General features: G+C 44.8%; 11 protein-coding genes. 8 read left to right on the forward strand and 3 right to left on the reverse strand.

Annotation, left to right across the window (positions count from 1 at the left end):
- The first annotated feature begins 43 nt into the window (after nt 1–43).
- Both HMPREF1532_RS18325 and HMPREF1532_RS18330 read left to right on the forward strand, forming a co-directional pair.
- On the forward strand, nt 44–2,122 hold the full coding sequence (locus HMPREF1532_RS18325; RefSeq protein WP_148359710.1) for an RNA degradosome polyphosphate kinase: 2,079 nt from the start codon (nt 44–46) through the stop codon (nt 2,120–2,122).
- A 65-nt stretch (nt 2,123–2,187) separates the two neighbouring features.
- The gene (locus HMPREF1532_RS18330; protein ID WP_025819003.1) at nt 2,188–4,437 is read left to right on the forward strand and encodes an inorganic phosphate transporter; all 2,250 of its coding nucleotides are present in this window, start codon (nt 2,188–2,190) and stop codon (nt 4,435–4,437) included.
- A 129-nt stretch (nt 4,438–4,566) separates the two neighbouring features.
- Here HMPREF1532_RS18330 and HMPREF1532_RS18335 read toward each other — a convergent pair whose 3' ends face one another.
- Entirely contained in the window at nt 4,567–4,965 is a 399-nt protein-coding gene (locus HMPREF1532_RS18335; RefSeq protein WP_005933337.1) for a response regulator, read from the reverse strand.
- 114 nt (nt 4,966–5,079) lie between these two features.
- On the opposite strand from HMPREF1532_RS18335, the gene HMPREF1532_RS18340 reads away from it, so the two are divergent.
- The 6 genes from HMPREF1532_RS18340 (at nt 5,080) to HMPREF1532_RS18365 (ending at nt 14,183) form a co-directional block, all read left to right on the forward strand.
- Nucleotides 5,080–6,714 (forward strand): ABC-F family ATP-binding cassette domain-containing protein, encoded by a 1,635-nt coding sequence (locus tag HMPREF1532_RS18340; RefSeq protein ID WP_005933339.1) that lies wholly within the window; start codon nt 5,080–5,082, stop codon nt 6,712–6,714.
- Nucleotides 6,715–6,975: 261 nt separating this feature from the next.
- Nucleotides 6,976–7,380 carry a DUF6769 family protein gene (locus HMPREF1532_RS18345; protein ID WP_025819002.1) on the forward strand — a complete coding sequence of 135 codons (405 nt, stop codon included), beginning with the start codon at nt 6,976–6,978 and terminating at the stop codon, nt 7,378–7,380.
- 119 nt (nt 7,381–7,499) lie between these two features.
- On the forward strand, nt 7,500–8,729 hold the full coding sequence (locus HMPREF1532_RS18350; RefSeq protein ID WP_005933345.1) for an efflux RND transporter periplasmic adaptor subunit: 1,230 nt from the start codon (nt 7,500–7,502) through the stop codon (nt 8,727–8,729).
- Between the two features lie 148 nt (nt 8,730–8,877).
- Nucleotides 8,878–11,958, forward strand: coding sequence for an efflux RND transporter permease subunit (locus HMPREF1532_RS18355; RefSeq protein ID WP_005933348.1), 3,081 nt, complete (start codon nt 8,878–8,880; stop codon nt 11,956–11,958).
- Nucleotides 11,959–12,093: 135 nt separating this feature from the next.
- Nucleotides 12,094–13,272 carry a TolC family protein gene (locus HMPREF1532_RS18360; RefSeq protein ID WP_005933350.1) on the forward strand — a complete coding sequence of 393 codons (1,179 nt, stop codon included), beginning with the start codon at nt 12,094–12,096 and terminating at the stop codon, nt 13,270–13,272.
- Between the two features lie 92 nt (nt 13,273–13,364).
- Complete coding sequence (locus HMPREF1532_RS18365; RefSeq protein ID WP_005933353.1) at nt 13,365–14,183, forward strand: hypothetical protein; 819 nt, start codon at nt 13,365–13,367, stop codon at nt 14,181–14,183.
- Between the two features lie 39 nt (nt 14,184–14,222).
- Here the strand turns inward: HMPREF1532_RS18365 and HMPREF1532_RS18370 are convergent, their stop codons facing one another.
- Both HMPREF1532_RS18370 and HMPREF1532_RS18375 read right to left on the reverse strand, forming a co-directional pair.
- Nucleotides 14,223–15,704, reverse strand: a complete 1,482-nt coding sequence (locus HMPREF1532_RS18370) for a methyltransferase RsmF C-terminal domain-like protein (protein ID WP_005933356.1) — start codon at nt 15,702–15,704, stop codon at nt 14,223–14,225.
- Nucleotides 15,705–15,709: 5 nt separating this feature from the next.
- The gene (locus HMPREF1532_RS18375; protein WP_005933359.1) at nt 15,710–16,165 is read right to left on the reverse strand and encodes an ORF6N domain-containing protein; all 456 of its coding nucleotides are present in this window, start codon (nt 16,163–16,165) and stop codon (nt 15,710–15,712) included.
- Nucleotides 16,166–16,203 lie beyond the last annotated feature (38 nt).

Consider the following 16,203-nt stretch of genomic DNA (forward strand, 5'->3'; position numbering starts at 1 on the left):
TTATATGCACAAAGGTACTTATATTTGGGAAAATCTTAACGCAATGGAAAGCAAATATCATTATTTTAAGCGAGACATAAGCTGGCTGTCATTCAATTATCGTGTATTGTTGGAAGCAAATGATGACCGGCTCCCATTATATGAACGTATAAATTTCATCTCTATCTACTCTTCCAACCTGGAAGAATTCTATAAAATACGGGTCGCCGATCACAAAGCCGTGGCTTCCGGAGTAACTCTAAGTGATGAAGAATCTGTGCAGTCGGCCAACGAGCTGGTAGAAAATATTAACCGGGAAGTGAACCGACAACTGGAAGATCGTATCCGAATTTACGAACATAAAATAATACCTGCCTTACGCAAAAATCATATCATATTTTATCAGAGCCGGAATGTAGAGCCGTTTCATCGGGATTTTATCAAAAACTTCTTTCGTGAGGAAATCTTTCCATTTTTGCAGCCTGTACCGGTATATAAGGATCGGGTAGTATCATTTCTGCGTGATAACAGACTTTATCTGGCTGTACGTCTCTTTATGCGCAATACGGAAAAATCGAATCCGGATCATGTGCAATATTTCGTAATGAAATTACCTTACAGTAAGGTACCACGTTTTATCGAACTGCCCAAATATGAAGATAACTATTACCTGATGTTTATTGAAGATATCATCAAAGCTAATATTAGTCTTATCTTTCCCGGATATGATGTGGATTGCAGTTACTGTATCAAGATATCCAGAGATGCCGATATACTGATAGACGATTCTGCCAGCAGCGCCGATCTTGTAGAGCAGTTAAAGAAAAAAGTAAAAAAACGTAAGATAGGAGCTGTCTGCCGTTTCGTATATGACCGCGCCATGCCATCTGATTTTCTGGATTTTCTGGTAGATGCCTTCCAGATAAACCGGGAAGAACTCGTTCCGGGCGACAAACACCTGAACCTTGAAGACCTCCGGCACCTGCCCAATCCTAACAAAGGATTGAAGCCGTTGGAAAAGCCCAAACCCATGAAATTGAATTGCCTGGACGAAAAGGAATCCATATTCAATTATGTACAGAAAAAGGATCTGCTGTTATACTATCCTTATCATTCGTTCGAACATTTCATACATTTTTTATATGAAGCCGTACATGATCCGCAAACACGGGAAATCATGGTAACCCAATATAGAGTGGCGGAAAACTCCGCCGTTATCAATACGCTGATAGCCGCCGCACAAAACGGAAAAAAGGTAACCGTATTCGTAGAACTCAAAGCCCGCTTCGATGAAGAGAATAATCTTGCCACAGCAGAGATGATGAAATCTGCCGGAATTAAAATTATCTACAGCCTACCGGGATTAAAAGTACATGCCAAAGTAGCACTCGTCCGTAGAAAAAGTATAAATGAAGATAACAAAATTTGTGACTATGCCTATATCGGTACCGGTAATTTCAACGAAAAGACGGCTACCCTTTATGCAGACTGTGGCCTGTTTACCTGTAACCCCAAAATAACCAAAGACCTGCATACCCTTTTTCAAACATTGCAAGGAAAAGAGAACTCAAAATTCAGTACTCTGCTCGTTGCCCGTTTCAACCTGATACCCGAACTAAATCGTCTTATCGACCATGAAATAGAACTGGCAGAAAAAGGAAAAGGAGGAAGGATCATACTAAAAATGAATGGTTTGCAAGATCCTTCCATGATAGACCGCTTGTATGAAGCTTCTCAACGGGGAGTGCAAATAGATCTGATTGTCAGAGGTATCTGTTGCCTGATTCCGGGACAGACATACAGTCGTAATATCCGTGTCACCCGTATTGTAGATACATTCTTAGAACACGCCCGTGTATGGTATTTCGGTAATGGCGGTAACCCGAAGGTGTATTCCGGTTCACCGGACTGGATGCGCCGCAACCTCTACCGGAGGATCGAAGCGGTCGTGCCCATATTAGACCCGGACCTACGCGAAGAAATGATCGATATGCTCAACATACAACTTTCCGACAACCGAAAAGCCTGTTTTGTAGATGACCGGCTTCAGAACGTATTCAAAGGGAAAACAAGAGGGGAAGGAATCCGTGCACAATATACTTTCTATAACTACTTAAAGAAGAAAAATGAAATATCTTTGTAACATGTATGACATTTCACTGCAATACGAAAAACCGTCCTTTGCAGCCAGAAACAGAATACATTTTTATGGAGACAATTTACCTTTGTATCGTTATCTTCTTATTTGTGCTCGCAATATTCGACCTCATGGTCGGAGTAAGTAACGATGCCGTTAACTTTTTAAATTCCGCTATCGGAGCGAAAGCGGCTTCTTTCAAGACAGTACTATTTATCGCCGGTATCGGTGTGTTCATCGGCGCTTCGCTATCCAATGGCATGATGGACATCGCACGGCACGGTATTTACCAACCGGAGCATTTCTACTTTGCCGAAATCATGTGTATATTGCTTGCCGTAATGCTGACGGACGTTGTACTGCTCGATGTTTTTAACTCAATGGGTATGCCTACCTCTACCACCGTTTCAATGGTGTTCGAATTATTGGGAGGAACATTTGCCTTAGCACTTATCAAGGTACACCACAGTGACACATTGGGATTAGGTGACCTTATCAACACAGACAAAGCGCTTTCTGTTATCATGGCCATCTTTGTCTCCGTTGCCATAGCCTTCTTCTTCGGTATGCTGGTGCAATGGATTGCACGTATTGTATTTACCTTTAATTATAAGAAAAAGATGAAGTATAGCATCGGACTGTTCGGCGGCATCGCTGCTACGGCCATTATTTACTTCATGCTCATTAAAGGACTGAAAGACAGTTCATTCATGACATCCGAAAACAAGCAATGGATACAAGACAATACGATGATGCTGATAGGATGCTTTTTCGTGTTCTTCACTTTATTAATGCAAATACTCCACTGGCTGAAAGTAAATGTGTTCAAAGTAATCGTACTATTAGGAACCTTTGCTTTAGCACTGGCTTTTGCCGGAAATGACCTTGTCAATTTCATTGGTGTTCCCCTCGCCGGATATTCCTCTTTCATCGATTACACAACTAATGGCACTACAGCCGGTCCGGACGGTTTCCTCATGACTTCATTGCTTGGCCCGGCCAAAACTCCCTGGTATTTTCTGATAGGAGCCGGCATTATCATGGTGTACGCACTTTGTACTTCGAAAAAGGCCCACAATGTAATTAAAACCTCAGTCGACCTTTCCCGTCAGGACGAAGGTGAAGAGAGTTTCGGAAGTACGCCAATCGCACGCACGCTGGTACGTATTAGTATGAATATAGCAAACGGTGTAACCGGAATTGTTCCGGAAAACGCAAAGAAATGGATCAATACCCGCTTCCGCAAAGATGAAGCAATCATAGCCGATGGCGCTGCTTTCGACCTTGTACGGGCATCGGTCAATTTGGTTTTAGCCGGATTGCTTATCGCATTGGGAACTTCATTAAAACTGCCACTCTCTACCACATACGTTACCTTTATGGTGGCAATGGGTACCTCCCTATCCGATCGTGCTTGGGGACGTGATTCCGCTGTTTATCGCATCACTGGTGTATTAAGTGTCATTGGCGGTTGGTTTCTTACCGCCGGAGCAGCTTTCACTATATGTTTCTTTGTCGCAATGATTATTCATTTCGGTGGTACAATAGCGATTGTCGTTCTCATCGGATTGGCGGCATTCTCACTTATCCGTAGTCAAATCATTTACAAGAAGAAAAAAGAGAAAGAAAAAGGTAGTGAGACGTTGAAGCAATTAATGAAGAGTGCAAACAGCGATGAAGCATTGCAGTTAATGCGGCAACATACCCGCGAAGAGTTAAGCAAAGTTTTGGAATACGCTGAAAATAATTTCGAACTGACCGTAACCTCTTTCCTACACGAAAATCTACGTGGATTACGCCGCGCTATGGGTTCTACCAAATTCGAAAAGCAACTGATCAAGCAGATGAAACGGACGGGAACCGTAGCAATGTGTAAACTGGATAACAATACCGTACTCGAAAAAGGACTCTACTACTATCAGGGAAATGACTTCGCCAGTGAACTGGTATATAGCATAGCCCGTCTGTGCGAACCCTGTTTGGAGCATATCGACAATAATTTCAATCCGTTGGATGCCATCCAAAAAGGAGAATTCGGAGATGTAGCCGAAGATATAACTTATTTAATACAACAATGCCGGAAAAAACTGGAAAACAACGATTATACTCACTTTGAAGAGGATATACGCCGTGCAAACGACCTCAATGCCCAACTTTCACATTTGAAACGCGAAGAACTGCAACGTATTCAGAGCCAGACAGGCAGTGTAAGAGTGAGCATGGTATATCTCACAATGGTGCAGGAAGCACAAAACGTTGTAACCTATACTATCAATCTGATGAAAGTAAGTCGTAAGTTTCAGTTGGAAACAGATGTATAACAGTAATCAATCTGTATAAATAAAAAACTTACGAGCTGCCAAAGTATCTTAAAGTAATACTTTGGCAGCTCGTAAGTTTATAATAGTTTGTGACCTGTCTTAGCCCATTGTCATTTTCCTATCACAACTTTACCACTTCAATTGTGGAAAATAATTAGTAAGGCAATTCCTCAAAATGCTCAGAGTGATCGGTTTAACCAACACCTCTGTCGCCCCGCACTTCATTGCATTCTCCTTATCTGTGCTAAAAGCATAAGCAGTCTGCATGATAATAGGTATATTCTGATTCTCTTTACGGATAATCACTGTTGCATCCAATCCCGTCATAACCGGCATTTTAATATCCATAAGGATGGCTGCCGCCCTATCACGGTTCTCACGAAAAAGATTCACTATTTCTTCTCCGTTCTTGGCCCATAAGATATCACATTTCTTTCCTATGATAGCCTTAATCAATTTGAAATTACTGTCATCATCTTCCGCAACAAGAATGAGCGGACGAAATTCAGTTGTTGATTCGTTTTCCATTATAATGATTGTTATATTCGCGCGTTTACGTGCATATCTAAACCTTTCAGCGCGCAAGTTATGAAAAAAAATAATATAAATGATTATCTTTGCACCTCATTTTAACGAACATATATGATTTCAGTAGACGGACTTGCCGTAGAATTCGGCGGAACCACCTTATTTAGTGATATTTCTTTTGTAATTAACGAAAAAGATCGCATCGCCCTGATGGGGAAAAACGGAGCGGGTAAAAGTACATTACTTAAAATATTGGCGGGAGTCCGTCAACCTACCCGTGGAAAAATAGCCGCACCCAAAGAGTGCGTTATTGCCTATCTCCCTCAACACCTGATGACAGAAGACGGACGCACCGTATTTGAAGAGACAGCTCAGGCATTTGCCCATCTGCATGAAATGGAGGCCGAGATAGAACGGCTGAACAAAGAGTTGGAAACCCGCACAGACTATGAAAGCGACAGTTATATGGAACTTATCGAAAAAGTCTCGTCACTAAGCGAGAAATTTTATTCGATCGATTCGACCAACTATGAAGAAGACGTGGAAAAAGCCTTGTTAGGACTTGGCTTTATGCGCGAAGACTTCAATCGCCAAACCAGTGATTTCAGTGGTGGCTGGCGTATGCGTATCGAATTAGCCAAACTATTGCTACAAAAACCGGATGTCTTGTTGCTGGACGAGCCAACCAACCACTTGGACATAGAATCTATCCAATGGTTGGAAGATTTTCTTATCAATAACGGTAAAGCGGTAATCGTTATCAGTCACGACCGTAAATTTGTTGATAATATCACCACCCGTACCATCGAGGTGACTATGGGGCGTATCTATGACTATAAAGTGAATTACTCACAATACCTGCAACTGCGCCAGGAGCGCCGCATACAGCAGCAGAAAGCATATGACGAACAACAGAAATTCATTGCAGAGACCAAAGAGTTTATTGAACGTTTCAAAGGTACCTACTCCAAAACGCTACAAGTACAAAGCCGTGTGAAAATGCTGGAGAAACTGGTACTGTTGGAGGTAGACGAAGAAGATACCTCCGCATTGCGGTTGAAATTCCCACCTTCTCCCCGATCGGGTAATTATCCGGTCATTATGGATAATGTAGGCAAAACCTATGGTGACAAAGTAGTATTCAAAAATGCTTCCCTCACCATCGAACGGGGAGACAAAGTAGCTTTTGTCGGTAAAAACGGCGAAGGTAAATCTACTTTGGTGAAATGCATCATGAACGAGATAGACCATGAAGGTACATTAACCTTAGGACATAATGTACAGATCGGCTATTTCGCTCAAAACCAAGCATCTCTGTTAGATGAAAACCTGACGGTTTTTCAAACAATCGACGATGTGGCAAAAGGGGAAATACGTAACAAGATACGCGACTTATTGGGAGCTTTCATGTTTGGCGGACCGGAAGAATCGATGAAGAAAGTAAAAGTATTATCGGGAGGGGAACGTACCCGTCTGGCAATGATCAAGCTGCTGCTTGAACCGGTAAACCTCCTTATTCTGGATGAGCCTACCAATCACCTCGACCTTAAAACAAAAGATATTCTGAAACAGGCCCTGATCGATTTCGACGGCACATTGATTGTGGTATCCCACGACCGTGACTTCTTGGACGGCCTGGTTACCAAAGTTTACGAATTCGGAAACAAGAAGGTGAAAGAACATTTGTGCGGCATCTACGAATTCCTGGAGAAAAAGAAAATGGACTCGTTACAGGAACTGGAAATATAGGATCTATACACAACTGATACAATAAAATAGATTTAGACAACAATCGGTGTCGGAGTCCTTTTGTCTACGGTACCGATAAACGCTCCTCCCGGCTTCGGAGAACAACATTCCCGGCTTCGGAGAGTAACATTCCCAACCCCGAAGAGGAAGATTTCCAGCTCCGGGGAACAATACCGGGAGCTGTTTTTCAATATTTTAAGTACTACGATTTGTTAATAGGCCAAGTAAGCCGTATATTTGCCCCGCAATAAAGAATTACAATTGAAGAATAAAAGGTACATACTCTATTTTTTACTCGTTATCAGCATGATTATGCTGGCAGTACCTGTTATTCCCCATCATCATCATGCCGATGGCATGATTTGCATGAAACATGATGTTACGCCCGAAGCCCAGTGTCCTGCACACAATCATCATCACGAGAATGACTCTTGTTGCAGCAATGAATGCTTGGCACGCTTTTCATCCCCCGTACCTAATGTACAAACCGACTTAGGCCCGCAGCATGTATTTATTGCCATTCTTTTCACCGATTTCATCATTGAAAACCTACTCCGGCCTCAGGAAAGGCAACTCACCAATGAGTATGTCTACCGAGAGTCTCTACACGGCACGAATATTACCCGTGCCTTTGCGCTTCGCGCCCCTCCGTATGTATTCGCCTGATTAGACAATGTAGTTATTACGTTGTTTGCAAATCAGTTGCACCTGCAAGTCTCTACTTTTGCAGGGTGAATTGTGACGAATTTACAAAAGAAAATCATTAAGAATGTATTTATATCATCATGAAGAAACTTATCTTTATGGGAGTACTGGGATTGTTTATCTTAGGCTCCTGCAACAACAAAGCGGGTCATAACCATGAAGGCCATAATCATGGTACAGAAGCCCATGACCACGAACACGAAGGACACGATCACGAACAGGAAATCCACAACACAAAAGAAGAATGCCAAGACCATGACCATGGTGAAGAGGCAAGTTCCGGACATAGCGACGAAATCATCCTGCCCAAAGCAAAAGCGGATGCAGCCGGTGTAAAAGTCAGTGTGATTGAACCGGGAACTTTTGAACAAGTGATAAAAACCAGTGGACAAATACTTGCCGCACAGGGAGATGAAAGCGTAGCCGTAGCCACTGTGGCGGGTGTGATCAGCTTTCATGGGAAAGTAACCGAAGGAATGAGCACGAACAAAGGTGCTACATTGCTCACTATCTCTTCCAGCAATATAGCTGACGGTGATCCGGTACAGCGCGCCCGCGTTGCCTACGAAATTTCAAAAAAGGAATACGAACGTATGAAAGCTCTGGTTAAAAACCAGATTGTATCCGATAAAGAATTTTCACAGGCCGAACAGAATTACGAGAATGCCCGTATCAGTTACGAAGCACTTGCCAAAGGAGATACCAAAGGCGGACAAGCTATTTCTTCTCCTATCAGCGGATATGTAAAAAATATCCTGGTAAAAGAAGGAGATTATGTAACAATCGGACAACCATTGGTAAGCGTTACACAAAACCGCCGTCTCTTCCTGCGGGCAGAGGTTTCAGAAAAATATTATCCATATCTGCGCACCATAGGGTCGGCTAACTTCAAAACACCCTACGATAATAAAGTATATGAACTGAAAGACCTCAACGGAAGATTGCTTTCGTTCGGAAAATCTGCCGGAGACAATTCATTTTATGTTCCGGTAACTTTTGAATTTGACAATAAAGGAGATATTATCCCCGGCTCGTTTGTAGAGGCCTATCTGCTGTCCACACGGATGGAGAACGTTATTTCACTTCCACGTACCGCACTGACAGAGGAACAGGGCTTATTCTTCGTATACCTTCAATTGGATGAAGAGGGATACAAAAAACAGGAAGTCACCTTAGGAGCCGACAACGGTAAAAGCGTACAGATACTTACAGGTGTAAAAGCCGGTGATGCGGTAGTAACCGACGGGGCTTACCAAGTCAAACTGGCTTCGGCAAGCAATGCGATACCGGCACATAGCCATGAACACTAAGGAGATTTACGAATCGACGATTTACGGTTTACAATCTGGCTGCGCAATAAGAACAGCCGGCAATAGGAGATGGTGGATTGTCAAATAGTAGATTCTGCGATGCATGGCAAATAATAAATAGAAAATCGTCAAAATAGCAAATAAGTTCATGTTAAACAAGATTATACATTTCTCTCTTCAGAACCGTATCCTGGTGCTCGTGGCATCGGTGCTGTTACTGATAGGCGGTACATATACCGCCGTACATACAGAAGTGGACGTATTTCCCGATCTCAACGCACCGACGGTAGTAATCATGACCGAAGCCAACGGTATGGCGGCTGAGGAAGTGGAACAACTCGTCACTTTTCCGGTAGAAACATCCGTGAACGGTGCAACGGGAGTACGACGCGTACGCTCCTCCTCTACCAATGGGTTCTCTGTGGTTTGGGTAGAATTCGACTGGGGAACGGATATTTATCTGGCCCGGCAGATTGTCAGTGAGAAACTGGCAGTAGTCAACGAATCTCTGCCCGCTAACGTCGGCAAGCCGACACTCGGCCCGCAATCTTCCATTTTGGGAGAGATGCTGATCATAGGCCTTACAGCCGATTCTACCTCCATGCTCGACCTGCGTACAATTGCCGACTGGACCATCCGTCCGCGTCTGCTGTCCACAGGAGGAGTAGCACAGGTAGCCGTACTCGGTGGCGAACTAAAAGAATATCAGATACAACTCGATCCGGAACGGATGCGCCATTACGGTGTGTCGATGGGGGAAGCTATGTCGGCCACACGAGATATGAACCTCAACGCCAACGGTGGCGTGCTTTATGAATACGGCAACGAATACATCGTACGCGGCGTACTCTCTACGGATAAAGCAGACCAATTGGGAAAAGCCGTAGTAAAAAGTATCAATGGTGTGCCTGTGTTACTCGAAGATATTGCCGATGTAGCTATCGGTCCCAAAGCTCCGAAGTTAGGTACCGCCTCGGAACGAGGAAAACCGGCCGTATTACTGACCGTTACCAAGCAACCGGCTACCAGTACGCTGGAACTGACCGACAAGTTAGAAGCTTCCTTAAAAGATTTGCAGAAGAATCTGCCGGCAGATGTAAAGGTGTCTACGGATATTTTCCGCCAAAGTCGTTTCATTGAAAGCTCTATCGGTAATGTGAAAAAGTCGCTGTTCGAAGGCGGTATTTTCGTTGTTATCGTTCTCTTCCTGTTTCTGGCCAATGTGCGTACTACCGTCATTTCACTGGTAACACTCCCCATCTCGCTCATCGTCTCCATTCTTACCCTGCATTACATGGGGATGACTATCAACACCATGAGTTTAGGAGGTATGGCAATCGCCATCGGCTCGCTGGTGGACGATGCGATCGTAGACGTGGAAAACGTGTACAAACGGTTGCGGGAGAACCGGATGAAACCGAAAGAAGAACAATTATCGGTACTCGATGTCGTTTTCAACGCTTCGAAAGAGGTGCGTATGCCTATCTTGAATTCCACGCTGATCATCGTGGTCAGTTTCGTGCCGCTATTCTTCCTTACAGGTATGGAAGGACGTATGCTGGTACCGTTGGGTATCGCTTTCATCGTGGCACTATTCGCTTCTACGGTAGTGGCATTAACACTGACACCGGTACTCTGCTCTTATCTGTTGGGACGGAACAAAAGCGACAAGCTCCCCAAAGAAGCATTTGTTGCACGTTGGCTGAAAGGAGTCTATGAGAAGGCATTAGTATGGGTGTTGAATCATAAGCGGATTACGTTGGGTAGCACCATTGCGCTGTTCATCATTGCTTTAGGATGCTTCTTTACATTGGGACGCTCCTTCCTGCCACCGTTCAACGAGGGTTCGTTCACCATCAACATCTCCTCACTTCCGGGTATCTCTCTGGAAGAGAGCGACAAGATGGGGCACCGTGCAGAAATGCTCCTGCTAAGTATTCCCGAGATACAAACCGTGGCCCGGAAAACAGGACGCGCCGAGCTCGACGAACATGCCTTAGGAGTGAATACTTCGGAGATCGAAGCACCATTCGAACTGAAAGACCGCTCGCGCAGCGAACTTGTGGCCGATGTGCGCGAAAAGCTCGGTACCATCACCGGAGCCAATATCGAAATCGGCCAGCCCATCAGCCACCGCATCGATGCCATGCTATCCGGAACAAAAGCTAACATCGCTATCAAGCTGTTCGGTGATGATCTGAATAAAATGTTTTCTTTAGGTAATGAAATTAAAAGCGCCATCGAAGGCATTCCGGGAATTGCCGATCTGAATGTGGAGCAACAGATAGAACGCCCGCAGCTGAAAATCACTCCGAAACGCGAAATGCTTGCCAAATACGGCATCACGTTGCCCGAATTTTCGGAATATATCAATGTGGCATTGGCCGGAGAGGTGATTTCACAAGTCTACGAGAAAGGGAAAGCATTCGACCTGATCATCAAAGTGAAAAATAACTTCCGCGACGAAGCGGAAAAGATACGCAATCTGATGGTGGATACATCGGATGGCAAGAAAGTTCCCCTAAGCTACGTAGCCGATGTGGTGTCGGCAATGGGGCCGAATACGATCAACCGGGAAAATGTAAAACGTAAAATTGTGATCTCTGCCAACGTAGCAGATCGTGACCTGCGCAGCGTGGTAAACGATATACAAAACAAGATAGACAGTTCGGTGCAACTTCCCGAAGGATATCATATCGAATATGGCGGGCAGTTTGAAAGCGAACAGGCCGCAAGCCGCACATTGGCACTGACTTCTTTTATGAGCATCGTTGTCATCTTCCTGCTGTTGTATCATGAATTCCGAAATGTGAAAGAGTCTGCCGTAATTCTTATCAACCTGCCTTTGGCTTTGATCGGCGGTGTATTCGCCCTGCTTATCACGACAGGCGAAGTCAGCATACCGGCCATCATCGGATTTATTTCACTTTTCGGCATTGCCACCCGTAACGGTATGTTACTCATCAGCCATTACAACCATCTGCAACAGGAAGAGGGAATGGGAGTATATGACAGCGTTATTCATGGTTCACTCGACCGTCTGAATCCGATTCTGATGACGGCACTTTCCAGTGCATTGGCATTGATACCATTGGCACTGAGCGGCGACCTGCCGGGTAACGAAATACAAAGCCCGATGGCAAAAGTAATCCTCGGAGGTCTTTTAACATCGACTTTCCTGAACGGATTTATCATCCCTATTGTTTATCTGATGATGAGAAAAAAATAATAAAAAGCCTCTCCCCAACCCTCTCCGCAGGAGAGGGAGCAGGGAAATACTCTTGTTTATTAGTTGGTTACAAAACTAACTTAACTCCCTCTCCCACGGAGAGGGTTGGGGAGAGGCTTCTAAACAATGAATAAAATGAAACGAATAACTTTATTTACTGCCGCACTCCTCACCTTTGCAGGAATGCAGGCACAAAACAGCATAGATCAGGTACTGCGGAACATCGAGGCCAACAATAAAGAGCTACAGGCAAATGCCCGGCTCATCTCTTCGCAGAAACTGGAAGCCAAAACCGATAACAATCTGGCGGATCCTACCCTCTCCTACGCACACCTGTGGGGATCAAAGGACAAGAGTGAAACAATCGGTGAACTCGTTGTTTCGCAGAGTTTCGACTTTCCCAGTCTCTATGCCAGCCGGGCAAAATTGAATCGTTTGAAAACGAACTCTTTTGACGGACAAGCAAGCGTTTTTCGCCAGAGCATCCTGTTGCAAGCCAAAGAGGTTTGTCTGGATATTATTATGCTTCGCCAACAACAGCAAATATTGCAGGAACGGCTGCGTAATGCCGAAGAGCTTGCGGCCATGTACAAAAAACGTCTGCAAACCGGTGATGCCAATGTGATTGAAACAAATAAGATCAATCTGGAATTACTGAACGTGAAGACGGAAGCTTCACTGAACGAAACCGCCTTACGGAATAAGCTACAGGAACTGAACACATTGAACGGGAACATTCCTGTTGTCTTTGAAGAAAACAGCTATCCGTCCGTTATCTTTCCATCGGATTATCAGATGTTGAAAACGGAAGTGCTGGCCGCCGATCCGACCTTGCAGGCACTTGCCAGCGAAAGTGCCGCCGCCCGGCAACAGATCGGTGTCAACAAACAAGGCTGGTTGCCCAAACTGGAATTGGGATACCGCCGGAACACGGAATCGGGAACACCGTTCAATGGGTTGGTGGTAGGCTTTTCTTTCCCTATCTTCGAGAATAAAAGCAAAGTTAAGATTGCAAAGGCACAATCCATGAATACCGATTTCCTGAAAGAAAGCGCTATGTTGCAGGCGGAATCGCAAGTGGCGCAACTTTACCGTGAAGCGCAAACCCTCCGTTCCTCCATGGACGAATATGAAAAAACGTTTCAGGCACAGCAAGATCTCGACATGCTGAAACAGGCATTGACAGGCGGGCAAATCAGTATGATAGAGTATTTTGTGGAAGTATCCGTTGTGTATCAAAGCAAACAGAACTATCTGCAACTGGAAAACCAGTATCAGAAAGCAATGGCGAAGATATATAAGAATCAATTATAAATCTTTGCATTTCTATCCAACATTGTTTGTTGCTTTTTGTTGACAAAGACAGAAGAATACATTATATTTGCAGCAAACATAAAATACTGATTATGAAACCTAAACATTTCTGTTCAGCAGCTTTATGCTGCATCCTTATTCTGCTGAGTGCATGCAATAAGGACGACAATGACAACCCGCTACGTTTTTACAACGATACGTACGAAGTTCCTATGGGCGGTATACGTTATCTGGGGTTGGAAAGCGGAAACGGTGACTACTCACTGGAAGTAGAAGATCAGCGCCTTATCAGTGCCCAAGTGGAGCATGGATGGTCGACACCGGGCGGTAGCGCCATCTACGTACGGGGTATCCTTACGGGAAAAACGACCTTGAAAGTTACAGACGCCGCAACGTTGGAAAGTTGTCTTCTGAAAATTAAAGTAGTCGACAATTACGAAGCAATGCAACTATTTCGCAGGCGCGGATCTTCACTGTTGGAGGATGGAACCGCAGAGATACTACCCGGCATTTCGGATATATTTCTCATCAATAATCGGGCACGGGATGTCTATTTCTTCAATCGGACAATTCCAACCGCTTTTTCATCCGGGCTGGTGCTGGTAGCCAAAGGGACTTATACACTCGAACCGGGTGATGGCAACCAAGCCCATATGACACTCACCTTTACGGAGGGCATGGAGTATGTGGGAACTTCGACCGATTCACAAAAATTTATCCTTCATGGCAATCCGTATATACTTCATCGGTTGGATAAGAACCTGAATCTGAACTGGGATACTCCTCCGATAGGGGACACACGGACATCACCCGAACCTCCCCCTTCTTACATTCTGGAAGAAGAAGGGACAGGAAAGCAGTTGAGCTTTTCGTTCACCGAACAGGAAATTCCGGAAGGGATATTGCCTTAACCAAGAAGAAGCCGAACGGTTCCGATACCCGAATCGTCATCACAAAATGCGTATCTCATCGGGCAAATATCCACTGCGAATACGCCACTCCTGCGGATAGAGATTATTGGCACGATTGCCGATATTCTTTACAAAACCCAAAGGAACTTTCCGATAAGTAAGCAGAACATAACCGCGAGGGGCTGTTGCCGGCAAGGTAATAGCCTCTTTCCGTAGATAGGCGATGGCTTGCTCGTAACCGATCTCTTCGGAAGCAAAAGCCTCCGTACGCAAAAGCGAAGGACTCATAGCCAATGCATGATTCGGAATCAAATCTTTCCCTTTTACCTCACCAAGCACGACCCCTGCCTGAACAATACGGAGATATCGCTGAAGAACAGAACATTCACCCGTGTATTCCTTTGGAAAAGCAGTGATAAAGCTTCCATTGACAGACACCTCAAAATCTTCGGGAGAAAGAAGCCAGCTTTTTGCCACGGCTATCTGCTCTTTACCCATCGGGGCAGAAGACGGTTTACTATTATTGCGGGCGGCGGCCGTTTTCTTACGGGAAAGTTTTTCGTTCATCGCACCACAAACTGTAACTTCCCGATTGATAGAAGTAACTATTCCGCCCTGCCTTTCTGCTTCCGGTTTACGGAGCACGGCCAGAAAAAAGCCCTCTCCTATCGTCTTGTGAGGCAAGAAGCGGTAAACAGGGAAGTCGGCTGCCGCAAGCAGATTGCCGGTAATCCCCCACCCTTCCGGAACATTCACCGGAAGCACCTCTGCTCCGAATTCATCAAGAATCCATTGAACATTCTCCTCGTCTTCTTTCGTATTATACGTGCAAGTGCTATAAACAAGGATGCCACCGGGCTTCAAGCAAGGCCAGATATCGGCAATGATACGTCGCTGCCTCTGCCAACAGATCTCCACATTTTCCGGGCTCCACTCTTCGACAGCACCGGGGTCTTTACGAAACATCCCTTCACCGGAACAAGGTACATCGGTCAAGATTACATCAAAAAAAGCACCCAAACGAGAGAAATCGGACGGATCATTATTGGTTACCACCACACCGGGATAGCCCCATTTGGTAAGATTCTCGGCAAGTATCTGCGAACGGTTACGAATCACTTCATTGGCTACCAGCAGGCTACCCTCGGGCAAAAGGCTACAGGCATGAGTCGATTTTCCACCGGGAGCGGCACAAAGATCGAGCATCACCACCGGTTCTTCGGAAACATACTGCTTCAACGCTTGCCCAACGAACATCGACGAAGCTTCCTGCACATAATAGCAACCGGCATGGAAAAGAGGGTCGAACGTAAACGTCAGACGCTGGCCGAGATAATGCCCCTCCGGACACCAAGGCACAGGGGAGACGGGAGAATTGAGGGAATTGGCATCGGTGAGGAACGATGGATTCAGCCGGATGCTGACAGGGGGAGCCTGGTCCAAAGCGGCAGATAACTTTTCGTATTCTTCGTTGCCCAACAAGGCACGGGTATATTCGGTAAAAGGAGCTGGTAAATTCATTATATCTATTTTTTATAGGTATTGAAGCCAATCGGATTACGATGTTTAGTCTCATCTTTATCCTTTGCCTGTAGCTCGGCAATCGTCTGATTTATCAATTCAATCTGCATTCGCGTGTCATCATTAATATCATTATAATCGGCAAAAACTTCTTCGATATATGCTTTCAGTTCCTGAATCTCCAATTGAAGCTTTGCCAAATCATTCACCGGAGGATTAGCCATTAACCGGCGAACAGCCACAAAAGCACGCATAATCGAAATATTTACCTCGATAGCCACATCGCTATTCAAGATGCCGGAAAGCATGGCCAACCCCTGTTCCGTAAAAGCAAACGGCAACTTACGTACACCACCCCAACTTGATATCGCAAATTGCGACATCAAGATTTCAAACTCTTCTTCTGTTACCTTCTGCCCCCGTATCTCATAAATCTTGCTCTGAATTATTTGCAATTCCATTGCTTTTATTTTGTTTATTCCTGCAAATATCAAAAATA

It is taken from the genome of Bacteroides salyersiae WAL 10018 = DSM 18765 = JCM 12988 (assembly GCF_000381365.1).
GTDB lineage: Bacteria > Bacteroidota > Bacteroidia > Bacteroidales > Bacteroidaceae > Bacteroides > Bacteroides salyersiae.